The organism is Kaistella flava (ex Peng et al. 2021), assembly GCF_015191005.1.
Classification (GTDB): Bacteria; Bacteroidota; Bacteroidia; order Flavobacteriales; family Weeksellaceae; genus Kaistella; species Kaistella flava.
This window is the reverse complement of the sequence record NZ_CP040442.1, coordinates 2,090,617-2,115,464: the sequence shown is the minus strand read 5'-3', so window position 1 is coordinate 2,115,464 and position 24,848 is coordinate 2,090,617. Positions and strand designations below refer to the sequence as shown.

At 37.6% G+C, this 24,848-nt stretch carries 11 protein-coding genes; all 11 read left to right on the top strand.

Annotation, left to right across the window (positions count from 1 at the left end):
- Positions 1-985 precede the first annotated feature (985 nt).
- The 11 genes from Q73A0000_RS09520 to Q73A0000_RS09470 all read left to right on the top strand — a co-directional run bounded on the left by Q73A0000_RS09520 (position 986) and on the right by Q73A0000_RS09470 (position 24,816).
- Positions 986-1,747: a hypothetical protein gene (locus Q73A0000_RS09520; protein WP_193810743.1), complete on the top strand. Its 762-nt coding sequence runs from the start codon at positions 986-988 to the stop codon at positions 1,745-1,747.
- Positions 1,738-6,111 carry a T9SS type A sorting domain-containing protein gene (locus Q73A0000_RS09515; RefSeq protein ID WP_193810742.1) on the top strand — a complete coding sequence of 1,458 codons (4,374 nt, stop codon included), beginning with the start codon at positions 1,738-1,740 and terminating at the stop codon, positions 6,109-6,111. Before Q73A0000_RS09520 ends, Q73A0000_RS09515 begins: the two co-directional genes overlap by 10 nt.
- A 466-nt stretch (positions 6,112-6,577) precedes the next feature.
- Positions 6,578-11,767 carry a fibronectin type III domain-containing protein gene (locus tag Q73A0000_RS09510; protein ID WP_193810741.1) on the top strand — a complete coding sequence of 1,730 codons (5,190 nt, stop codon included), beginning with the start codon at positions 6,578-6,580 and terminating at the stop codon, positions 11,765-11,767.
- Positions 11,768-12,174: 407 nt separating this feature from the next.
- A complete protein-coding gene (locus Q73A0000_RS09505; RefSeq protein WP_193810740.1) occupies positions 12,175-12,819 on the top strand; it encodes a DUF6266 family protein in 645 nt (214 codons plus the stop codon).
- A gap of 486 nt (positions 12,820-13,305) precedes the next feature.
- Entirely contained in the window at positions 13,306-17,259 is a 3,954-nt protein-coding gene (locus tag Q73A0000_RS09500) for a YDG domain-containing protein (RefSeq protein ID WP_193810739.1), read from the top strand.
- 57 nt (positions 17,260-17,316) lie between these two features.
- The gene (locus Q73A0000_RS09495) at positions 17,317-17,598 is read left to right on the top strand and encodes a hypothetical protein (protein ID WP_193810738.1); all 282 of its coding nucleotides are present in this window, start codon (positions 17,317-17,319) and stop codon (positions 17,596-17,598) included.
- A 448-nt stretch (positions 17,599-18,046) separates the two neighbouring features.
- Positions 18,047-19,177 (top strand): DegT/DnrJ/EryC1/StrS family aminotransferase, encoded by a 1,131-nt coding sequence (locus Q73A0000_RS09490; protein WP_193810737.1) that lies wholly within the window; start codon positions 18,047-18,049, stop codon positions 19,175-19,177.
- 116 nt (positions 19,178-19,293) lie between these two features.
- A complete protein-coding gene (locus Q73A0000_RS09485; RefSeq protein WP_193810736.1) occupies positions 19,294-21,234 on the top strand; it encodes a polysaccharide biosynthesis protein in 1,941 nt (646 codons plus the stop codon).
- 45 nt (positions 21,235-21,279) lie between these two features.
- A complete protein-coding gene (locus tag Q73A0000_RS09480; RefSeq protein WP_193810735.1) occupies positions 21,280-22,068 on the top strand; it encodes a polysaccharide biosynthesis/export family protein in 789 nt (262 codons plus the stop codon).
- A gap of 20 nt (positions 22,069-22,088) precedes the next feature.
- A complete protein-coding gene (locus tag Q73A0000_RS09475; RefSeq protein ID WP_193810734.1) occupies positions 22,089-24,458 on the top strand; it encodes a GumC family protein in 2,370 nt (789 codons plus the stop codon).
- A 16-nt stretch (positions 24,459-24,474) separates the two neighbouring features.
- Positions 24,475-24,816, top strand: coding sequence for a phosphomannose isomerase type II C-terminal cupin domain (locus Q73A0000_RS09470; RefSeq protein WP_193810733.1), 342 nt, complete (start codon positions 24,475-24,477; stop codon positions 24,814-24,816).
- The last annotated feature ends 32 nt before the right edge of the window (positions 24,817-24,848 follow it).

The following is a 24,848-nucleotide window of genomic DNA, read 5'->3' as shown; positions in this document are numbered from 1 at the left end:
TTTTTAATAAAAAAGAATCAACACTTCTCAGTACAGTCCTTAGATTAAAAAGTAATTTTTCCAGAGGGTCAGCGGGCAATAATTTTTAGTCCCATCGGTTTATATCGCCCCCTATCTCCAATTATGGCCACAATGCATGAAAAGATTAATGCTCTTTTTGTTTTCAAAGAACTGCTGAGGTTGTTTCTGATCCAGTAATCTTATTCTAACTTTAGGACTTTTCTTACCTCATTTAATAATCTTTTTTGTGGCACCTCATTTATTTAAAATATTAACATGAATACTGTTTTGTGATAATACTTTATTTGGAGAAGTGTTTATTGTATTGATAAATCAAGATTAATTTAATGCGTATTTTAACGATATCCTATTTGAAAGAGGTTAGAATTGCCAGAAGTCGCTATAAGTATTGACTTGGAAAGATTTGTTTTAAAAAAATATAGATTTGCAGCGGTATTATAAAGTGTTCATTAGTAGTGTTTTACTAATTATTTTTAATTAAATGATGTATTTAGTAATTTCAGTTGTTTTTTTTCATAAATTACTGCGTTTTTAAATGATCAATCTGTCAAATAAAAATTATAAACACCTCTGAATAGAAAATGATGAAAAAATTACTTTTACTACTTTTGTTTTTTCCACTGCTGACGCGGTCTGAGAATTCGCTCTCAAAAAAAGATCACGCCGATTTACTCCCTTTTTCTTTTAGAAATCCCAATTAGCTTCTCTGATGTTACCTGAATAAAAAGGTATTCCGGAGCAACTCCATAGTGTCAGAGTGATTCATATCAGTTGGATCCTCATTGCTGTGGACTGCATTAACATATAGGGTAATTGAACCTTATTTCTGAACTTATGTTTGGAAACCCCTTTGAGGCCAACCGATGATACTCCTCGCCACTTCTAGATTATTTAGTTGAAAATAGATTTAAATAATAGTGCGGGAACCATTAATATTATATTAAAAAAAAGCAATAAACACAATATGAATCAAAATTACTTTACGTTTAAAAATAGCTGGATGATCCTGCTGCTTTTAATCTCTTCTTTTTCTTTCGGACAAACCACAGAGGTACCGATTAATAACAATTATGCTTCCTATACTCATGGGGTTTCAGGTGAAGCCGGTAATACAGTGGGTGAAAATAATGGACCATTAATATTAACTGCTCCAGCCGGTTCTGTCTTTATTAATGTGAGATTTGCCAGTTACGGAAGCCCATCAGGAACCTATCCCGATTTTTTGATAGGATCGTGTCACGCAACCAACAGTAGAACAGTAACAACGGGCTTATTAGGAAATACGACGGCAAAGATCCCTGCTTCAGGTTCTTTTAACGAGACTTTTGGCGACCCCTGTTCAGGTACATTAAAAACGTACGATGTAGCTGCAACCTATACGGAACCGTTTTGTTCCAACTCAGCTCCCGAGATCACTATAACAGGATCAACACCAACAGGAGGTAATGGTATTACTTATACTTATTTATGGGAAATGAGTACGACCAATGCAACTACTGGATATGGTTCTGTCTCAGGTATAAATAATGCGAAAGATTATTTGGTTCCACCGGGGACAAAACAAACTACATGGTACAGAAGAACGGTGACTTCTGGTACCGAATCTGATGCGACCATTGTAATTGTACAGGTAACAGGTGCGCCAGTTGCACCTGCGTCGTTTACTGCGGAGGTAAACAATCAAGGGAATACAACGCTTTCGGTGAATGGGGTTCGGTGGGAATAGGAGGGTATGCTGAATTTTATTCCGATTCCTGTGGAGGAACTTTTTTAGGGAAAATAAGCAGTTTACCAGGAAATATAACCGTCAATAAGCTATCGGCGACAACAACTTATTTTGTGAAATATAAAAATATTTGTGGAGAGACCGAATGTTTGTCTACGCTAACAACAAATACAGTTTCAATTGGTGCATCTGCAAGTGCTAGACCACTTTGTTTCAATGTCGCTGCTCAAAATGCATCTATTGAATATTCAGGAACTGAAGGTTCACCTACGAAATACAGTATTACTTGGGGTGATGCTGCTATTGCAGCAGGACTGAAAAATCAAGTTGATACTGTTTTTCCTTTTACAGCTACTGCAGGAACATTAAATACAATTGCTGTTCCAGCAGGGATCGCAACGGGAACCTATACGGGATCGATTACGGTTAAAAATGCTGACGGATTTGTGAGTTTTACGAATGCCTTTACGGTTACTGTAAATGCAGTGCCCGCAGTGACCTTCACTTCTCAGCCTGCGGCCTTCGTTTGTGCTAATATCGATGTGACCTATTCGACTCAGGAAAGCAGATCTAATTATATTTGGTCCGTATCTGGAGTTTTAGGAACAGATTATACAATTACTGCAGGAGGCACAGGCAATAATAGTAATACATTAACGTTGAAATGGATTACTGATGGAAGTAAAACGGTTACCGTTAATTACAAGAATGACTCTGGATGTTCGGCTGTTTCCGCTGCTTCGGCAACAACAGCAGTAAATCCTTTTTCTGCAGGAACCGTTGCGGGTCCTCAAACAATTTGTTATGGGACTTCACCTGCAGCTCTAACTTTAAGTGGACATACGGGAGGTGTTAAAAACTGGCAGAAAGCCACAACTGCAGACTTTACCACAGGTGTTGAAGATATTGTTTCTATCGCAACGACTTTACCAAGTGTCACCATAGGAAATCTTACCGTTAATACTTATTTCAGAGCATTGGTTCAAGGGGTATGTACAGATAATTATTCTAAACCCGTTTTAATTACAGTAAATCCTCTTGCCGTGGGTGGGATCGTTAGTTTGGCACAGACCATTTGTTCCGGAACGATACCATCAGATTTAATATTAAGCGGACAAACAGGCACCGTCATAAGCTGGCAGAAAGCTGAGGATATAGAATTTACGAAAGGGGTTGCCACTATTAATAATAAATCTAATATTCTACCAGGTACAGGGATGGGAAAGATTACTGCAGACACCTATTTCAGAGCGGTTGTTCAAAGTGGGGCTTGTTCAGCAGTCAATTCTGAACCGGTTTTAATTAAAGTGTACGATGTGGTAAGAAATAATTATTTATCCTATGCTCATGGTACTTCAGGACTGGTAAGTGCTACGACTGCAGAAGATGCTAAAACCGTTTTAACAGCACCTGTGGGAACTTATTTTGCCACAGTGAACTTTGCAAGTTATGGAAGTCCGACAGGAATCAGTCCTAATTTTGTTATTAGCAATGCTTGTCACGCAGCGACCAGTCAATCAAAATCTGAAGAATACCTCTTGGGCAAAACGGGTACAGTAACTATTCCGAATGCTACAAATGCTTTTTTTGGAATAGATCCATGCAGTGGTACACTAAAACATTTTAATGTTGTGGCATCTTATGCACAGCCTGTCTGTAAAGGAGAAAAGGTTACCATTACTGGAACGGTACCTACAGGAGGAACAGGTACTTATACTTATCAATGGGAAAGCAGTACAGTGAGTGCAACTGCTGGTTTTGTGCCTCTAGCAGGAGCAAACGGCATAGATTATACCTCATCAGAACTTACTCAAACGACCTGGTTCAGGAGGGTGGTGACTTCTTGTGCTTTAAGTACCTCAAGCATTGTAATGGTTCGGGTGAATCCTGACCTTAATCCAGGAGCGATAGCTAATACGGGCCAAACCATCTGTTCTGGCAACACTCCAAATATGATTATAAGTTCGGTTGAAGCTGGTGGAGGTGATGGAACAATCATTTATTCGTGGCGCTCGTCTGTAGATAATTATGGTGAAGATATTCTTGGTGCAACAGGCGCAACATATACACCGCTATCAAACTTAAAGGTGACAACAAGTTACCGTCGCTATGCAAAAGATGGTACTTGTAATACGACCCCAACGGTATCAGCTAATACATGGACTGTTACGGTAAATCCTGTTTCGATAGGTGGAGTCGTTAGTGATGCGCAAACTATTTGTTCAGGAACTGCACCTGTAGATATTACTTTAAGCGGACAAATTGGGGAGGTCACCAAATGGCAAAAAGCAACAAATATCGACTTTACAACGGGTGTGATAGATATCACCTCTACGGAAACAACCTTAACAGGTAATACCATTGGAAATCTTACCGCAAATACTTATTTCAGAGCGGTAGTCCAAAGTGGTGCTTGTTCAGTATCTAATTCTACACCAGTTTTAATTACTGTTAATCCAAATTTACCAGCAAGTGTAAGTATCGCCGCAAATACCGCGACTACCATTTGTTTAGGAACTTCTGTAACGTTTACCGCGACTCATACAAACGGTGGATTAGCACCAACCTATCAATGGAAAGTGAACGGGGCGGATGTGCCAGGAGCTACCTCTTCTACTTACACCACAACAACATTAGCAGATGGCGCGAAAGTAACAGTGGTAATGACTTCTAATGCGAGTCCATGTTCAACAGGTTCTCCAGCTACCTCAAATGTTATTACGATGACTGTTGGAAGTACTTCTAAGTATAGTAGTGTTACAGGATGGGATCATTTTCCAAATGCTAATGGTCTCGATGCGGTAGAAATCGCCAGTAATTATAGTACAGATTTAGGTAGTTTCTCAGCGTGTAGTTGTACGGTTAATTCAGGGGCAACACTTACTGTTTCTAAAGATACTTTTGTTAAAGTGCAAAATCACATCATCAATAACGGAAGTATCCTTGTTCAAAGCGATGGTAATCTTATTCAGGTTAATGATAATGGAACCTATACTGGTGCACCGACAGCATTCACTGTAGAAAGAATTTCAAATATGAAACGTCTGGATTATACCTATTGGGGAAGTCCGGTGAAGGGGCAGATATTTCAAAAGTTTTCACCCTCTACGGTTTCTACAAGATTCTTAGAGTATCATGAGAACGATGATATCTTTTATCCTGTAACTTGGACAAAAGAATTTGAGATTGCCAAAGGCTATGCAATTAGAGCTCCTAATAATTTTACTGATGCACGTAAAGATTTTATAGGACCCTTTATTGGTGCTCCAAATAACGGAGTGCAGAATTTCTCACTGGCTTCGAGTCATACTGATGGTGGTTATAATTTAGTCGGAAACCCTTATGCTTCTAATATTGATTTTGAAAAACTTTTAAGTGTAAAGGATAGTGAAGGTAACAGTAATAGTTTTAAGATCTACGGCACTGCCTATTTTTGGACCAATATAGTTCGACCTCCGGAAGTGCAGGTAGGTTCCGATTATGATGGTTATAATTATGCCACCTATAATGGGACAGGAGGTGTTGAGGGTGCATCATCAGTAGGTGGTGAATCAATTGAGCCTACGCAATTTATAAAAGTAGGTCAGGGCTTTATTATTAAAGCAAAATCAACAGCTAATGCTCAACTATTGGTATTTAATAATTCAATAAGAAGTGATAGTAATGACAGTAACTTCTTCAGCAAAGGAAATGCGTCAGCTAAAGACCGTTATTGGCTTAAGTTAACTACACCTGCTTTGAATGTGAATACCATATTAATAGGGTACGTGCCCCATGCAACCAATAGTTTTGAGTTAGATTACGATGCGCCTTTAATGACCATAGGATCAGATTCATTTTACAGTATTTTAGATCAGAATAGGTTAGGGATTCAGGGAAGACAGTATCCCCTCAATACCTTAGATGTAGTACAACTGGGAAGTAATCAGTATGAATCTGGTAACTACACCATCAGTCTGGATAAAAGAGAAGGTATTTTTGACAATGGACAAAACATTTATCTGAAAGACCACCAAACCGGGACCCTCACCAATATCTTGGAAGGAAGTTATACTTTTACAGCCAATGCAGGTTTAACCGATGGCCGATTTGAGATCGTCTATCAAAATGATCTGGTCTTAGCAACTGGAAGTACGGCCAAGGATCCTCTAATTGTTTACCGGGACGGAAATGATTTCATTGTGAAATCTTCCACCAAAGTAATTTCTGAAGTAGAAGTGTACGATACTTCCGGAAGATTGCTGCTCAAGGTGAAACCTGATCATAAAGAAATCCGAATCGAAGCAAGCAACTTGGTCAACGGAATCTATGTTTTGAAAATCAAACGGGATGGAAGTGTGGTTACCAAGAAAATCATGAGATAGAAATTAGATGCTGGGTGTTGGATGATGGGTGTTGACTTGTGCTTTCTGAGATTCAGCATATCATTATTACATTACAATAGAAGCCGTCTCAAAATAAAAAAGCCGTCTCAAATTTTATTTTGAGACGGCTTCTTTTTTCGGGAAGCAGGTCACTGAGCGTAGGCGAAGTGCCACTCAATCACCAAACACCGCCCAGTCACGCAAACAAAATTATAAAAATACTCTAAAACTTAATATCTCCAGTCGGGCAATGAGTATTGGTCAATAAGCGTAGCCGAAGTTGTTCGCTGAGCGGAGTCGAAGTGCATATCTGGCTTTCAATTGGATATTTGTTGGTCTTTTCTCATAATCGATACGTAATTGTTTGCAAACATCAATAGATGTTGAAAAAAATATTAAAAAAACATTAAAATCGTTGTATTATTTGAATATCTTTACCGAATTCAATAAATAAAAACAACCCCGTATGCAGTCATTTTTATCTTCGTTTAAAACCATGATTTTTAGTTTCTTATTCCTTTTTATTGCTACGGCAGGATGGGGACAGACAACAGTAACTTATACTTTTGGTAGTAAGTCTTGGACTGCGACACCAGCTACTTGGACGTCTGGTAAGGATGGAAATGGATTTACCGCTGGACAAGGAATACAAATTACCGCTGCAGCAAGTGGCGCTTATGGTAATAGTCCTGTTTCTTTTTCTAATATTTCAAAAGTAGTAGTGAATTATGCTACAAATGCATCAACTGGTGTGGGTACGATTACACCTTATGCTGTGAGCGGAACTTCTGCAGCAGCTATGAGTGGTACTGCTATTGCAGCGACACAAAGCGTTTCGACCACAGGAGGAGCAACTCCGAGAACAATGACTTTTACACCTGCAAGTGCTATAACTGGGTATTTACAGATTTATACAACCTGTAATACCAATAGTATTTACATCTATTCTGTTGATATTACTTATGGAACTCCAACAGGTCCAACAGTTACAACCACTGCTGCAAGCGGGATCTCAACAGCAGGTGCAACTTTAAATGGATCCATCAATGCCAATGGTATTTCTACTAGTGCAAGTTTTGATTATGGAAAAACAGTAGGATACGGGAGTACTTTAACAGCTTCGCCTGCAACAATTACAGGAACAACAATAACTGCTATTTCAGGAGTTCTTACAGGATTAGATGTAAATACTCAATATAATTATAGAGCAGTAGGAACTGTTTCTAGTACTGCAACCAATGGTTCTAACTTAACTTTTTGGACTTTTGCCAATGTTGCCAATGCTCCAATAGTTGATAGTCCAACAGTAACTTCTCTAAATGTTGCCATCGCTACAGGAGATGGAAATCCGGCAGCGACTACTTATGCTATTCAAGAAACTAATTCTAGTAAATATGTTCAAACTAACGGATCTTTAGGAGCAACAGCAGTTTATCAAACCGCGGCAACTTGGGGAACAAAATCCGTAACAGGTTTAGCGAATGGCACTGCGTATACCTTTAAAGTAATTGCCAGAAACGGTGCAAATGTAGATGCCTCTTCCAGTACTGGTACTACAGGAACAACAACTGTGCTCCGTACCGCTACTTTATCAGGTAGTTTATCCGAGGCGAATTTAAACGGCGCAACCTTTACAATTGCTTTAACGAACGATACGTTTAATGCAACTGGTTCTTTGTCTGGTTTTACATTAAATAATGCGCCAAGTGGAGCAACGATCTCAAGTGTAGTAGCTACCACAAGTACTGCTGCAACAGTGACATTAGCTTATGATGATACTGACTTTGATACTACTATTAATAATTTTTCTATAACTATTCCGAGTGCTGTATTGACATCTAATGTTTCCTTAACTTCTGGTGTGCTAAGCATTACAGCTGTTACGGAGACCCTATCCGTTTCTGCAATAACTGCTTTCGGAAGCAAGTGTTTAAACTCTGAGACTATTAATACCTTTACAATTTCAGGTACCAATCTAAAAGCAGGAAACATCAGTTTAGCGCCTTTAGCAGGGTTTACTTATTCTTCTGATAATAGTACTTATTCAAGTACTTTGAGTATTGCTGTAGCAGCAGGAAATTTAGCAGCTAAGACTGTTTATGTAAAGTTTATTCCAACTATTGCACAATCTTATAATGGCAATATAGTAGTTTCGGGAGTAGGAGCACCAAGTACAAACCGCTCTGTTACTGGAACAGGGATTAATACGGCACCAACAGTTACCACTCCAACAAGTACAGCAATAACTGCAACAACTGCGACTTTAGGAGGAAACATTACTGTTGCAGGGTGTTCTCCAATTACTGAAAGAGGAATCTATTACAGTACAACGCCTGGTTTTGCCAATGGAACGGGAACTAAAGTATCAGATACAGGAACTTCTTTATCTTTAGGATTATTTACAGTAAATGTTTCAGGATTAACTTCTAATACTACTTATTATTACAAAGCATTTGCTATGTCAGCAAGTGGTACGGCTTATAGTACTCAAGAGAGTTTTACAACTTCTTGTACTGCCATTTCAAGTTTTCCATTTACTGAAAGTTTCGAGGGAATCTCAACTGGTGTCCCAGCATGTTGGGGATTAGCAGGAACTACAACGACATCAGGATACAATTTCAGCTCATTTGTAACTGGCCAGACAGGTAAAGGATTACGTTTTGATTCTTATGTTAATCAAAGCGGTAGAACTGGAGAATTAACAACACCTCCCTTAGATTTATCTTCTTTGACATCAGCAGAATTAAAATTCTATTTTAAAAATCCAACAGGTGGAAATTTTGAAGTATTAATTTCTACAAATGGAGGTTCAACATATACTAGTTTGGAAAACGGATTAACGGCACAGACAGATTGGTTGCAAAAAACTTATGATATAACAAATTATATTTCTTCCAATGTAAAAATAAAATTTCTTGCAACGAGCAATTATGGAAACGGAGACGCGTATATTTATTTGGATGAAATTAATGTTCAGGCTGGAGCAACTTGCGTAGTGCCAAGTGCATTAACTTCTACAGCCATTACAGCAAGCACAGTTTCATTAAACTGGTCGGCTTCTCCATCTAATCCTAGCGGTGGATACGACTACTATTATTCTACAACCAATACTGCCCCAGCCGGAGCAACCACTCCAAGCGGAAATGTAGGTGCAGGTATTACTACAGCAAACATTACAGGTTTATCAAGCAATACAACTTACTACTATTGGGTTCGCTCTAATTGTGGCGGCGGTGATAAAAGTTTATGGGTTGCTGGTGCTAGTTTTACTACTGCTATTATTGCAGCTCCTGTAGCAACTGCTGCAACTGAAATTACCCCAACGGGTTTCAAAGCAAATTGGGAAGCTGTTGCTGGTGCAACTGGTTATGAATTGGATTTATATACTAAAGAAGTAGCTGGTGGTGAACTTTTTAATGAAGGATTTACTTGGCCAGATAATAATGGAACAGGAGGTAATTCAGGGGGTTGGAGTGGAAATATCGCTAGTACAACCACCAATCTTTCTACATATTTAGCAAGCTGGACTTACAGTTCAGCCTATAAGGCAGATTATTGTATGAAACTAGGTACTGCTAGTCTTCAAGGATCATTGACTACACCAGCATTGAATTTTGTAGGAAATGGAACTTTAACATTTAGAGCAGGAGCGTGGGATGGTACAAGCGAACAAACAGTATTAAAATTAGAAATCTCTGGTGGTGGATCTTTAAGTGTTTCTGAAGTGACTATGATAAAAGGTTCGTTTACTACTTATACTGTAGAAATAGCAGGAGCTACTGCATTAACAAAAATTACATTTAAAGGTTATCAAGCTAGCAATTCCCGTTTCTTTTTAGATGATGTGAAAGTTATGGGAGATATAGTAACTTATACTTCGGTTGCAGGTTACCCTGATTTATCTTTGAGTGGAACATTAAAAGCAATAACCGGCTTAAACCCCAATACCCAATACTACTACCGAGTTCGTGCAAAAGATGCTCATTCAACATCAGTAAATTCTAATGTAATAGAAGTAGCTACCTTAGGAGGAGTCACAACATGGTACGGAACTTCTTGGAGCAATGGAATTCCAAAAGCTAATATGGAAGCAATTATTGATGGACCTTATGATATGGCTACTGACAGTAGCTTGCCAAGCATCACTGCTTATAACTTAACCGTAAATAATAAGTTAGTGGTAAAAGCAGGTGAATTTGTAAAAATTACCAATGAACTTTCAGGCAACTCGTCTGGAAACATCACCGTAGAAAGTGATGCTAATTTTGTTCAAACTGCACTATCTTCCACTAATAATTATAATGGTACTTTCAAAGTAAACAGAGATGTCACTATCAAGCGTTTAGATTATGTATTTTGGTCTTCGCCCGTAACTGGTCAAAATCTAAAAGCGTTCTCTCCAGGAACGGTATTCAATAGATTTATGACCTATAATGAATCTACTGATAAATTTGATCCTATATTCAGTGGAGCAACTGATGGTACGATGGAGACTACTAATTTCAAGCCTGGAAAAGGATATGCAATCCGTGCCAAAAATACTCAGCCTACCCCTGCTGAAAACTGGCCAGGAATTTTTGCTGGTGCTCCAAATAATGGATCTGTAGAGTTTAATTTAGAAAATAATGGTGAAGGTTTCAATTTAGTAGGAAACCCATATCCTTCAAATATTGATTTCAATGCGTTAGTAGATACAGGAGCGATAGAAGGAACTGCCTGGTTCTGGACAAATATTAACGGCTACTCTAATGGAGACTATGATGGAGATAATTATGCTATTTTGACTTCTGCTAGTGGTGGGACACCGGCATCTAATAAAGATGTTGAAAGCAGTACGCCAACGCTGTCTATTAAAGTAGGTCAAGGTTTCATTGTACAGGCAAAAAAAGCCGGACCTTTAACTTTCAGCAATGCAATGCGTAATGACGGTACGGATGAGAGTGAATTTATCAACAGAGGAACTTCTAAAGATCCAATCGACCGTTTTTGGTTAAAATTAACAACCCCTGCACAGAATTTTAATACCATTCTAATTGCCTATCCAAAAGGAGCAACCAATGGTTTCGAATCCTCCGCAGATGCGCAGCAGTTTGGTGAAAGTTCAGATGCTTTCTATTCTGTGCTTAATGATTACAAACTCAATATTCAAGGACGTCAGTTTCCATTATTAACGTCCGATATTGTTTCTTTGGGAATGAAAGGTTTTGAATCGGGGAATTACAAAATTTCAATGGTTCAGAAAGAAGGGGTATTTGCCAACGGACAAAACATCTATTTGAAAGATAACCAAACCGGAACGTTTACCAATCTTTCTGAAAACAGTTATGCGTTTACAGCAAATGCAGGTTTAACTGAAGGAAGGTTCGAAATTGTTTATGAAGATCAAGTCGTTCTAGGTACAGATGCAGCCACAAAAGATGCTCTGGTAGTTTATAGAGATGGAAATGATTTCGTGGTGAAATCTACCACCAAACCCATTTCTGAAATAGAAGTATATGATACTTCCGGAAGATTGCTGCTCAAAGTGAAGGCGAATCATAAAGAAGCCCGAATCGACGCAGGCAACTTCGCCAACGGAATCTATGTGTTGAAAATCACTTCGGCTTCGCTCAATGACCAGAAAGGAAGTGTGATTACGAGGAAAATCATGAAGTAGAAAACAGATGCTGGGTTTTGGATGCAGGGTGCGAGATGCACACTGGAAAATTCAAAAGTTTCAATATTATTTATATCATTAAAAAAGCCGGACAATTGTTCGGCTTTTTGGTGTTTTAGAAGTTGATAGATTTCGGTAATTTTTCTCACTTCAATCACCCAAATACTCCAAAACTCAATCACTATAGATAGTTAATAAGCGCACTACAAAACCACTACAAACTAAACCACTGCCTATACAACACCTATAGCCAACCACCCCAACGCCTATAGCCAGCCACTAGAAAATGGTCAGTTGGAGTGGCAAAGCGGAAGGTTTCGGAAAATTACGGAAAATCAAAACATCCCGACCTGCGGTTTCCCTACATTTGTTCAGTAACGAATAACCAACCCGAAAAAATAAACGCCATGGGAAAATTAATAGACAGTCTGCTATTAGGATCTTCTGGTAGAATCGGCCGCCTCGTAGTGGTCAATATCCCAGGAAACGAAATTTTGCGCAGTCGCCCCCGTAAAAAACTGAAAGAGTTTACAGCCAGGCAACTCCTCATTCAGGCGCGTATGCGGAAGAGTTATCATTTTTTACTGTCTTATAAAGAGTTTGCCAAAGTGCATTTCGGTCAGCGGACAGGTATGAAGTCCTGTTATAATCAAGCTTTAAGCAATGTGCTCAACACTTTCAAACTGGACTATGTGTTAAATGAGGTCACTCCGGTTTATTCAGAAATCGAATTTGCCCGTGGTTCGTTGCGGAGTATCGTGCCCACAGGTCTCACTTCGCCCTTACCGCTTTCAATGAATCTTACCTGGTACGAGAACAGTGGGGGAGATCCTCTTCGGAAAACAGATGAAGTTCAACTTCTGTTTATAGCAGAAGGAGAGCTCAAGCCGGTCTTTATAGAAAATATTGCACTGCGCCTCGATACCACGGTTGATATTCCATTGTCACCCCACTTTCAAGGCAAAACCGTACATGTCTGGCTAGCCTTTCGTTCTGCCGATTGCTCACAAGTCTCCTCATCTTCCTATGCCGGCAGTGTGATCATCACCTAACTCCCACTAACTTCTGATTCTAACTTCAGAAGTTTTTTTTTTGATAATGCCCATCTTTTGTAGAGGTGCTTCTCACTTTTAAAACCCAAGTTATTCAATTGCTGGACTTCGTCAGTTCGAGTAGTTTTGCACAGTTAAATACTATCAAGAGCTGCTTTTCGCAAAAATCAAATCACCTAAAGACTTAAGTACCCAAATACCAAAATACTCAAAAGATCAACCACTGTAATCGGTCACTGAGCGGGTGGTCACTGAGCGTAGCCGAAGTGAGTCGAAGTGTGGTCACTGAGCGGTGGTCACTGAGCGTAGTCGAAGTGAGTCGAAGTGCCCATCTCTCTACTCGAAATCAGCTTCCTTTTTAGTCTTTTCTATTTATCGAAACATAATTATTAACAAATGTTAGTAAACATTAACTAAATTTTAAAAGATTTCTGTTATTTTTGAATATCTTTGCCAAATTCAATATATTAAGAAAAACTATCCCGTATGAAGCCATTTTTATCCTCTTTTAAAACCACCATTTTTAGTTTCTTATTCCTTTTTATCACTACCGCAGGATGGGCACAAACAACCATATTCTCAGAAAACATGGGAGAAGGAACTGAAACGAAAACTATTTCGATAGCTGCTAACGAATTTCAAAACAGTCGCACTTTAACTTATTCTGGTAATGCTGATACAAGGGTTACTGCACCTTCAAATACCTACGCTGGTTTTTCTGCAGGACGAAATGTCCTTATTACAAACGCAATTAATACAAATTTTGAAATAGCGGGTATTAATACTTTAAGCTACTCTAGTTTGTCGTTGTCGTTTGGTATTAGTACAAATAAGGCTAATGATAATGGTGCTGATCTAAAACTGGAAGTAAGTTCAGATGGAATTTCATATTCAACATTAGCTTTTGGTCTTTCTGCGGTTAAAGCAAACGTTTGGCAATATGTAACGGCAACAGGATCAATTCCAATTCCTTCTGCAGCTAACTTAAGAATTAGATTTACACAGATGGGTACGGCTACTGTTTATAGAATTGATGATGTTAAATTAACAGATACATTGGTCCCAACCATTCCACCAGTAATCATTGGAGGACAAACTGTAAACGGAATTTTTGGTACTTCCTTAAATTATCATATTGAAACTCGTAACAGTCCAACTTCTTATGCTTTTGCAACGGGTGCTTTGCCTGCTGGATTAAATTTGAATACAACTACTGGTGTTATATCGGGTACGCCAACTGCCGCTGGAACTTTTTCTGCTACCGTTACCGCTACTAATGGTAAAGGTACAAGTTCGGCAGCTGCTATAAATTTCACAATTGCCAAAGCGAATCAAACCATCAATTTTGCGGCTTTGGCTACTAAACAATATGGTGATAATGATTTTAAATTAACAGGGGTTTCAGATTCTGGATTGTCGATAATTTATACCAGTTCTAATCCTGCGGTTGCTACCGTTTCAGATAATTTAGTAACGGTTGTAGGTGCGGGTACAGCCATCATTACCGCTTCACAAACTGGTGATAATGACTATAATGCGGCGACTGAAGTATCGCACTCATTGACGGTTACTGCGAAAGTTTTAACAATCACAGGTTTAGCAGGAGTTAATAAAATATATGATGGGACCACTCTAGCAGCCGTTACAGGTGCGGCTACTCTAAGTGGTACTTTGGAAAGCGATTTTGGAAAGGTTAACTTGTCTGGTACACCAGCGTATAACTTTTCAACGGCTAATGTGGGAAATGGAATAATAATTACAGTAACAGGTTTTAGTTTATCCGGCCTTGCTGCTACAAATTATAGTCTAACACCGCCAGTAAATATAAAGGCTAGAATTACCGAAAGAACGGTAACTATTACGGGTGTATCAGCTAATAATAAAATTCAAGACGGAACGACCACCGCTACCTTATTTGGAACACCTGTAATAGTAGGATTAGCAGATGCGGATCAATCTATTATTACAATTACTGGTTCACCTACGGCTACTTTTGCCAATGCCAACGTAGGTACAGGAATTGTAGTAACGGTTACAGGATATACTTTATCGGGTACGACTGCTGCAAATTATAAGGTTTCGCAACCAACAGGTTTGAAAGCGGATATCCTGGGTTTAACAGCGCCAAGTGCGACTGCGGCTAGTACTGTGACCGAAACCTCATTTAATGCCAATTGGGATACGGTTGTCGGTGCAGCGTCTGGTTATTTATTGGACGTGAGTACTTTGCCGACTTTTGGGACAAGTGCGCCAAATATTGTTACTGAAACATTCGATTCAGGTTTAACAGCAGATTTTTATACTGGGTCCCTAGTTTTAAGTACAGGTACCTGGAATGTTACAAAAGTTGCGAGGAGTACAACAGGAGTTCATTCAGGTACTTATTCAGCTGAGTTACAAAATTCAGGAAATTCTGCGTTAATTTCACCATCATTTGACAATGGAATTTCGTCATTGTCTTTTTGGGTATCATCAAGTAATAGTGGCGATTTACAAGTCAATTATTCTATTGATGGCGGTAAAAGTTGGATTGCAACTACATATTCTCCTTATAAGGCTTTAGAAACTGGAGTGATCCAGAAGACCGTTACTGTAAATACTACTGTACCGACGATAGTACAATTTAAAAGACTTAAGGATATTATCCATATTGATGATGTAGTTATAAATACTTATAATTTTACTCCTTCATTAGTTACGGACTACGATGCTAAACTAATTTCAGGACAACCTAGTACTACGAGTCAGGTTACGGGTTTAACACGAGATACACAATATTATTACAGGCTTCGTGCTAAGAATGGTACTGCAGTATCGGCTAACAGCAATCCTATTTCGGTAAAAACACTACTAAACGAGATTACAACTTACAACGGAACTAACTGGGATAATGATGAGCCTAACGTAAATGTTAAAGCGGTAATCAATGGCGACTTCACCACCACAACTCCTTTAGTTTCGAAATCATTAACCATTAATACAGGTAAAACTTTAACTATCGCTCCGAATACCAGTTTCACCACAGGTGATTTTGCTAACAATGGCAGTTTAATCGTAGCAAGCGATGGTAATTTTGTACAGACCGTTGGTTCTACCAATTCTGGTTCAGGTATTTTTAAAGTAGATCGCATCGCAAACATGAAGCGTCTGGATTATACCTATTGGGGAAGTCCGGTTTCCGGACAAAATCTGTTCACATTCTCTCCGAAAACTGTTCTTTCAAGATTTTTAACTTATAACGAGTCCAATGATGAATTTGCATCAGTAACAAGTCCTAAAGACACGCCTTTTGCTGCTGGTAAAGGATATGCCATCAGAGCCGATAATACTTACAGACCTTGGACTGATGCTGCTTCAGCTGAATATACAGATTTTAACGGGACTTTCACTGGTGCTCCAAATAACGGGGATATAACTTATCCATTAGAGAAAAAGCGTGAAGGTTTCAATTTAGTAGGAAACCCATATTCTTCAAATATCGATTTCGATGCACTAGTAGCTATAGGAGCAGTAGAAGGAACTGCTTATTTCTGGACGAATGTTAATGTCAACGAGCAAGGAACTACTTATGTTGCCGATAATTACGCTACCTATGTTGTTCTTTCTGGTGGAACAGCGGCAGCAAATGGTATTAAAAAACCAACTCGTTATATTAAAGTAGGTCAAGGTTTCATTGTACAAGCACTAGCAGCCGTACCTTTAACTTTCACCAATTCCATGCGTAATGATGGAACCGGTGAAAGTAAATTTATCAACAAAGGAACTTCTAACGATGCAATCGACCGTTTCTGGTTAAAATTAACAACTCCTGCACAGAATTTTAATACCATTCTAATTGCCTATCCAAAAGGAGCAACCAATGGTTTTGAATCCTCCGCAGATGCGCAGCAGTTTGGTGAAAGTTCAGATGCTTTCTATTCGGTGCTTAATGATTATAAACTCAATATTCAAGGTCGTCAGTTTCCATTATTAACTTCCGATATTGTTCCATTGGGGATGAAAGGTTTTGAAACAGGGAACTATAAAATAGCAATAGTAGAAAAAGAAGGAATTTTCGCCGACGGACAAAATATTTATCTGAAAGATAAACAAACCAATACGGTTACCAATCTGTCAAAAGGAGATTATACTTTTACCGCCAACGAAGGTTTAACCGACGGCAGATTTGAAATCGTTTACCAAAGTGATCTTGTTTTAGGAACTACAAACATCAATAAAGATCAACTCGTTGTTTACAGAAGCGGAAGTGAATTCGTCGTTAAATCCTTAAACAAGAATATTTCTACCATTGAAGTATATGATGCTTCCGGCAGACTGGTACTCCAACTCAACCCGAACAAAACCGAAATAAGAATTGACGTTGCTTCAATGGTTAATGGTATTTATGTACTTAAAATCAACAGGAATGGGGAGGTGACTACCAAAAAAATAACTAAATAAAATTATATTAACACGATATATAGAGATTTGATTTATATATTTGCAAAAATTTATTAAATGAAGAACGTATTGTTCCTGTTTTTATTCTTGATTGGAGGTGCTCTGCAGGCTGAGACGCCACAGGAAGATAATCCTTTCGCGACAACCGAAAACACTAATAGAGCAAGCTTGGAGGCAAATGAAAATGTAGCTGCTAGGGGCCCTGGTGCTCCTCCTGGAGGTAGTAAAGAAGATGACGCAGCTCTACTTCCTATAGACGATTATATTCCTCTACTCGTAATCACTGCACTTGGAATCATTATTTATACCACACAAAAGAAAAGAAATTTGGTATCTTAATTTACATTCTGTCTTCTTTAGGGATCTGCTTTTTAAAGCGTGATTCTACTAAAAAAGTAATTGTAAGAGGCATTGAACTATTCTAAACAAAAATTAGAATTCTGGACAAATATTTGGCCTAATATCCTCACTAATTTTGGAGGGTTGTTTTTTACAAATTATCTACCAAAATAGAACACTATAGAAACATTTATAAAATTGATTTTATCTTTTTAGTAAAGGCTTTGTAGGAAAAGAACAGTAGTTTTTAAACTTTCGACTTCAAAAACACAAATGAGTCAAAAAGAAAGATTAACGTAATTTATTACCGTAGTATTGATGAAAATCAATCACACTTGTTCAGAATTAAACGTAATAATGATTATTTCAGAATTCTGTAGTAATCTTGTTGTGTCGAAACCGAATGGGTGCGTTTAGAAAAATTTTAAGATTTGTTGAGTAGAAAATAATGGATAAAAAAATATGGCTTTCGTCCCCACACATGGGTGGTGGTGAGATGAAATATATACAAGACGCCTTTGATCATAATTGGATTGCGCCTTTAGGACCGAATGTTAATGGCCTTGAGAAAGATTTAGAAAACTTCTTAAATGAAGATGTCCATGTTGCTGCCTTAAGTTCTGGTACTGCAGCATTACATTTATCGCTTATTTTACTGGGAGTAGGGCCCGGAGATTATGTTATCTGTCAGAGTTTAACTTTTTCGGCTTCCGCCAACCCCATTATCTATGTTGGCGCAGACCCCATTTTTGTAGACAGTGAAATTGATACCTGGAATCTTTGTCCGAACGCGGTAGAAGATGCTATTAAGTTTGGAATCTCCAAAGGGAAAAAACCGAAAGCAATTATAGCCGTGAGTTTATATGGGATGCCGTATAAAGCAGACGAAATTGGTGAGCTTTCGAGACGATATGATATACCAGTAATTGAAGACAGTGCTGAAGCATTGGGTAGTACGTACAAAGGTCAGAAATGTGGAACATTTGGTGATTTTGGTGTGCTCAGTTTCAATGGGAATAAAATCATTACGACCTCTGGAGGAGGAGCCTTGACCCTTAAGCATAAGGAATTTAAAAAGAAAGCGGTCTTTTTGTCTACGCAGGCAAAAGATGATGCACCCCATTACGAACATTCCAGTATTGGTTACAATTACCGCATGAGTAATGTATGTGCCGGAATTGGAAGAGGTCAAATGGAAGTGCTGCAGGAACGTGTTGATCAGCGACGGGCAAATCATCAGTTTTATGAAGATTTGTTTCAGGATCATCGCGGTTTTACTTTGCATAACGAACCCAGTTCGGATTTCTATTCTAACCATTGGTTAAGTGTAGTGCGCATCGAATCAAAGAGTGGTATTACCAAAACTCAGCTCAGTCATAAATTTGCTAAAGAAAATATCGAATCACGTCCGATCTGGAAACCTATGCATATGCAGCCGGTGTTCAAAAGTGCGGCTTACTTTGGATCGAAATTATCTGAAAAATTATTTAGCAACGGACTTTGTTTACCTTCAGGATCTAACTTAAGTGATGAGGATCGCGAAAGAGTAGCGGCCGTTTTAAAAAGTGTGATGATTTAATTCATTATCCTTGATTTTTAATATCTAATTTGTAAATTTGGAGAATTCTTATACTGTAGAAATTATGAAAGGGAATGGGGAAGTAATAACTGTGTATCTAAATAACTTTTATTAAAATGGGTTTTCGTAAAAGACTGCAGAGTAGAATTTATAGTGGCGATAATGTAATGGGGTTGTCCGATTTGAGGTACTTGCCTCGTTGGGTTATTTTAATTATTGATATCGGTTTTATTGCGATATCTGTTTATTTCTCATGTTATCTTATTGAGAAATTAAGTTTTAATACGATCCCTGTTTTCAAAGAAGGTATCCCTGTTTTTTTGATTATTTTAGGAATCAGTATCATTTTTATGGTGATATTCAAAACCTATGCAGGCATCATACGACATTCTACTTTTATCGATTTATTTAAATTATTTCTTGCGATCTTCAGTAGTACTGTTCTTGTAGCGGCGATAAGTTTTTCTTATTATTTGAGTACTGGTCAGCGCATGATTTATATGTCGATCCCATTTTTGGTTATCTTTTTCACGGCCTCTTTCATGTTGATGTTTCTGTTTCGCTTATTTGTAAAAGAAGTGTTTCATTTTGCACGTGAGGTTCGTCGCAGTACGCTTCGCAAGAGAATTTTGGTATTGGGTATTACTGAACAATCTGTTGCTATGGCACGAGCCATTATAGATAATCCTAATCTACCTTATCATATAGTAGGGTTTTTGACCCAACGTCAAGATTCTACTAGAGCAAGTCTGCTTGGAAAGCCTATTTATACGAAAGCAAAAATAGAGCGCAACAGCAAAGAAGATTTAATGCTTGACGGCGTGCTTTTATTACAGGAATTATTAACCAAAGAGGAAATGAATCGCTGGGTTACTTTTTTCTTAGAGAAAGATTTACAGATTTTTAAAGCACCTTCTTTGCAAAAGTTAAAAAGTAATGATTCAGAAGTTACTATTAAAACACTTCAAATTGAAGATCTCCTTAATCGAAAGCCTATTAAAATAGAAAACGAAGATGTAAAACGAAGACACTCTGGCAAAACCATTCTTATTACTGGCGGTGCAGGTTCTATAGGGAGCGAAATCGTAAGACAAGTGGCCTTATTCGAACCCAAATTAATTGTCGTATTGGATCAGGCCGAAACACCACTCTACGATATCGAAATGGAAATGCGCAGTTCTTTTCCTGAGATTGACTTTAAATTTGTGTTGGCAGATATTTCTAACAGACACCGTATTGAACCTTTGTTTCAGAAATACCAATTTTCGATGGTTTATCATGCTGCTGCTTATAAACATGTTCCATTGATAGAAGAGAATCCACATGAGGCTATTTTGGTCAATATATTAGGAACAAAAAACCTGGCAACTTTGGCTTCAAGATATAAGGTAAATCGCTTTGTAATGGTTTCTACTGATAAAGCGGTAAAGCCAACCAATGTAATGGGCGCTTCTAAAAGAACAGCAGAGCTGTTCGTGCAGGCTTTACAAAATACGGAAAATAATTCTACTAAATTCATCACTACCCGTTTTGGAAATGTATTAGGTTCCAACGGTTCTGTAATTCCACACTTTAAGAAACAAATTGAAAAAGGAGGTCCTGTGACCATTACTCATCCTGATATTACGCGGTATTTTATGACGATCCCTGAAGCTTGTGATTTAGTTTTGCAAGCCGGTGCAATGGGTGAAGGAGGGGAGATTTTCGTTTTTGATATGGGCGAGCCTGTGAAGATTTTGGATTTGGCACATCGGATGATTAAGTTGTCTGGATTTGAACCTCATGTTGATATAAAAATTATTTATAGTGGCTTAAGGCCTGGTGAGAAGCTTTATGAGGAATTGTTAAGTGATGATGCCAAAACATTACCGACTCATCACGAAAAAATATTAATTTCTAAAGATCCTACTATGGATTTTCAGAATATTGAAAAATACTGTAATCAGATTACCAAAGCCGCTCTTAGACGGGAAAAAGTTGAAGTTGTACAGATTTTAAAAGAGATCGTTCCTGAATTTAAAAGTAACAATTCCATTTACGAAGTTTTGGATAAGTAATTTAGAATTGTATATTTGCCAAAACTCTATATTTACCCGTTAATAATGAATAAAAATATATTACTGTCCTTTTTTTGTGTTCTTTTATTGCTAAGTTCTTGTAAGACAAAAGATAAAGCGAGCGAACTTAACTATATGCAGAATATTGAAGAAATTGCAACAGAGGCATCTCTTAATTATCATACTTCAACAATTCAAAAAGGCGATCAGCTGCTGATTTTTGTTTCGGCGAAAAATATGGAAGTGGTTAGACCTTTTAATCAAAATTACTACAACAGCCAATCTGTTACTACAGTCAGTAGCCCAAATACAGAGAAGAATTATCTCGTAGATGCTTCAGGAAATATTGATTTTCCGGTCTTAGGAGAGTTGAATACAACGGGCAAAACGTTGGAAGATTTTAAAAGTGAATTGGTTGAAAAAATTTCCAGTTATGTGAAGAATCCCATTATATCTTTAAAGTTAGCAAACTTTAAAGTCACAATATTGGGCGAGGTCAATCGACCAGGGCAGTACACTATCCCAGATATACAACCATCCATACTTAATGCCATTGGTTTGGCAGGAGATCTTACCATTTACGGTAAAAGAAATAATGTTATGTTGGTGAGAAATGAGAATGGGAAAATTACCAAACAACGGGTGGATTTAATGGATCCAGATTTTATTAATTCATCTGCCTTTCTTTTGAAACAAGGTGACGTGATATATGTCTCTTCAAACAATACCAAAGATAAAATTTCCAGACAGGACCCTAATACTGGTATCTATATAGCTATTGCAGGAACCATTATAGGTTTGGCAGGTATTTTCATTACCATTTTTAAAAAATAACTTTTTATTATAAAAAATAAATGAGCCAAATTGCGAATTCCGAAGCGACAGCTTCGAATGATGTAAACATCAATGAAATTATAAAGCCATATCTTAATAAATGGTATTGGTTTTTACTCATTACTTTAATAGCCCTTTGTGCTGCTGTTTTTTATCTGAAATATGCAGTGCCTGTTTATAAAATTGAATCTACAGTCCTTATTAAAGATGCCAAGAAAAATGGGGGTATGGGCGGTGATTTTGGGATGCTGCAGGAACTTTCCGGTATCGGTGGAATGGGAACGAACTCTATCGATAATGAAGTAGAGATTTTTAAATCGAAGAAGTTAATGCAAAGTGTTGTAAATCAACTGAATTTTCAAACCACTATTTACAGCAGTATAGGTCTTAAAAAGAAAGAGGTTTATGGCGATACCTCTCCGATTATTATTAAAGTTATCAATGAAAAACCATTTACTGAGGGACCGAAAAAAGAAATAAAAATAGCTGTTAAAGGAGATGAAATTATTTTTACTTCTGACGAACTCCCCAATAGTATTGTAAGCAAATTCAATACTACGGTTAGCCTTCCGTACGCCAATTTAATGATTTTAAAAAATGCTGATTTTAATGCAGTTAAAGCAAAAGAAATTGGTGATTTGTCATTTGTATATCTGCCAAAAGAAGTAGCCGTTAATAATTACCAAAGATTATTAGAAGTTGAGTTATTAAATAAAGACGTTACCATTATTGGTTTATCTATCAACTATGCAAATAAAGATAAAGGCAGAAATATTCTTAATAAGATTGTTGAAACCTACAATAATGATGCTATTCAGGATAAAAATACGGAATCCCAAAAGACCTCTGATTTTATTGAAAGCCGAATTGCCAAAGTGGAAGGTGATTTAGGAAATGTAGAAAGTCAAAAAGAACAATTTAAATCTGCTAACCGGATTACAGATTTGGTAACAGAGGCTAAGATTAGTTTGGAAACTTCTGCAGAAGCTAGAGCGAAACAAATTGAATTGGAAGCACAATTAGAAATGACCAATTCGTTGATTGATTATATGGGGAAACAAGGAGTCGGAAATGTTTTACCTTCTAATATAGGTTTAGATAATACTGCTGCAACTTCAAATATTAGTGCTTATAATCTATTGGTCTTGGAAAGAAACAGGCTATTAGAAAATGCCACTCCACAAAATCCATTAGTTGTAGACTTGAATAAGCAAATCAGCTCTATGAAAGGTTCAGTGATGGAGAGTCTTCAAAAGAATAAAACTGGTTTAATGTTGGCGAGAAACCAATATGAAAATGAACAGAGTATTGTTTCTGCCCGTATTACAAAAATACCAGCACAAGAAAAGATATTCAGAAGTATTGAAAGACAGCAAGGACTCAAAGAGGCGTTATATATGCTTTTATTACAGAAACGGGAAGAAACGGCAATTGCATTGGCAATGACTTCTCCGAAAGCGAGAATTGTAGATTATGCATTTGTATCAGAAAAACCTGTAGCACCAAAGAAAATAATTATTCTTGTAGCTGCATTACTTTTGGGGTTACTGATTCCTTTTGCAATAATCTATTTGAAGGAATTATTTAACAATAAGATAAGATCAAAGAACGACATTGAGAAACTTTCCCACAATCCGATTATTGCTGAACTGCCAAGCATCGAAAGAGGAAAAAGCGAATTGGTAGAGCTTAATGATATTTCGCCTCTTGCTGAAGCCTTTAGAATTTTAATTACGAACATGAATTTTATGTTACCTAAGAAGGATAAAGGTAAAGTTGTTTTTGTGACGTCTACTATTAAAGGAGAAGGTAAAACATTTGCTTCTGTTAATCTTGCGCTTACCTTGGCTTCTCCAAAACATAAAGTTGTTATTATCGGTGCAGATATCAGGAACCCACAATTACAGCGTTATAATCCGGACAGAAAAGGCTTAGATGGTCTTACCGAATTTTTATACAATGAAAGTGAAAAAATTGAAGATATTATTCATGTCTCTACCTTTAATCCAAATTGTGATGTCATCTATTCCGGAAGTATTCCACCTAATCCAACAGAATTACTCTCTAACGGAAGATATGAAATATTGATTAATCAACTTAAACTGGATTATGAATATATTATCGTAGATACCGCGCCATTGATGTTGGTTACCGATACATTCCTCACCGCTGATCTTGCAGATGCTACAATATATGTTACTAGATCCAAGCATACCGAAAAAGCATTAATTGAATTTGCAAACAAACAGATTGAATCGAAGAAAATTAAAAATGTTGGATTTGTACTGAATGACGTGAGTAAGGAGTATTTTGGATATGGGAATAAATATGGTTATGGATATGCTGCTGAAGAAAAGAATTGGTGGGAGAAATTGAGGGAGAAATTTTAATTTAAATTGCGACAGAATGGAACACGACATAAGACCGTGGGGTGAGTATTGGGTACTTGAAGATGAAGAATCCCATAAAGTGAAAAGAATACAGGTTAATCCAGGTGGAAGGTTGTCGCTACAATACCATCATCACCGAGCAGAAGTTTGGACCATAATTTCGGGAATTGGTACGATAACTATTAATGACGATATAAGAGATTATAACGAAGGTAATGTAGCATTAATTCCACAAGGAGCACATCACCGTATTGAGAATAGAACTCTTCAGCCTGTCGTTTTTATTGAAGTTCAATATGGAACCTACTTCGGAGAGGATGATATTGTAAGGATTGAAGATGATTATGATAGGAAATAGGACCTATTAGATAATCAAAATTGGATATAGAA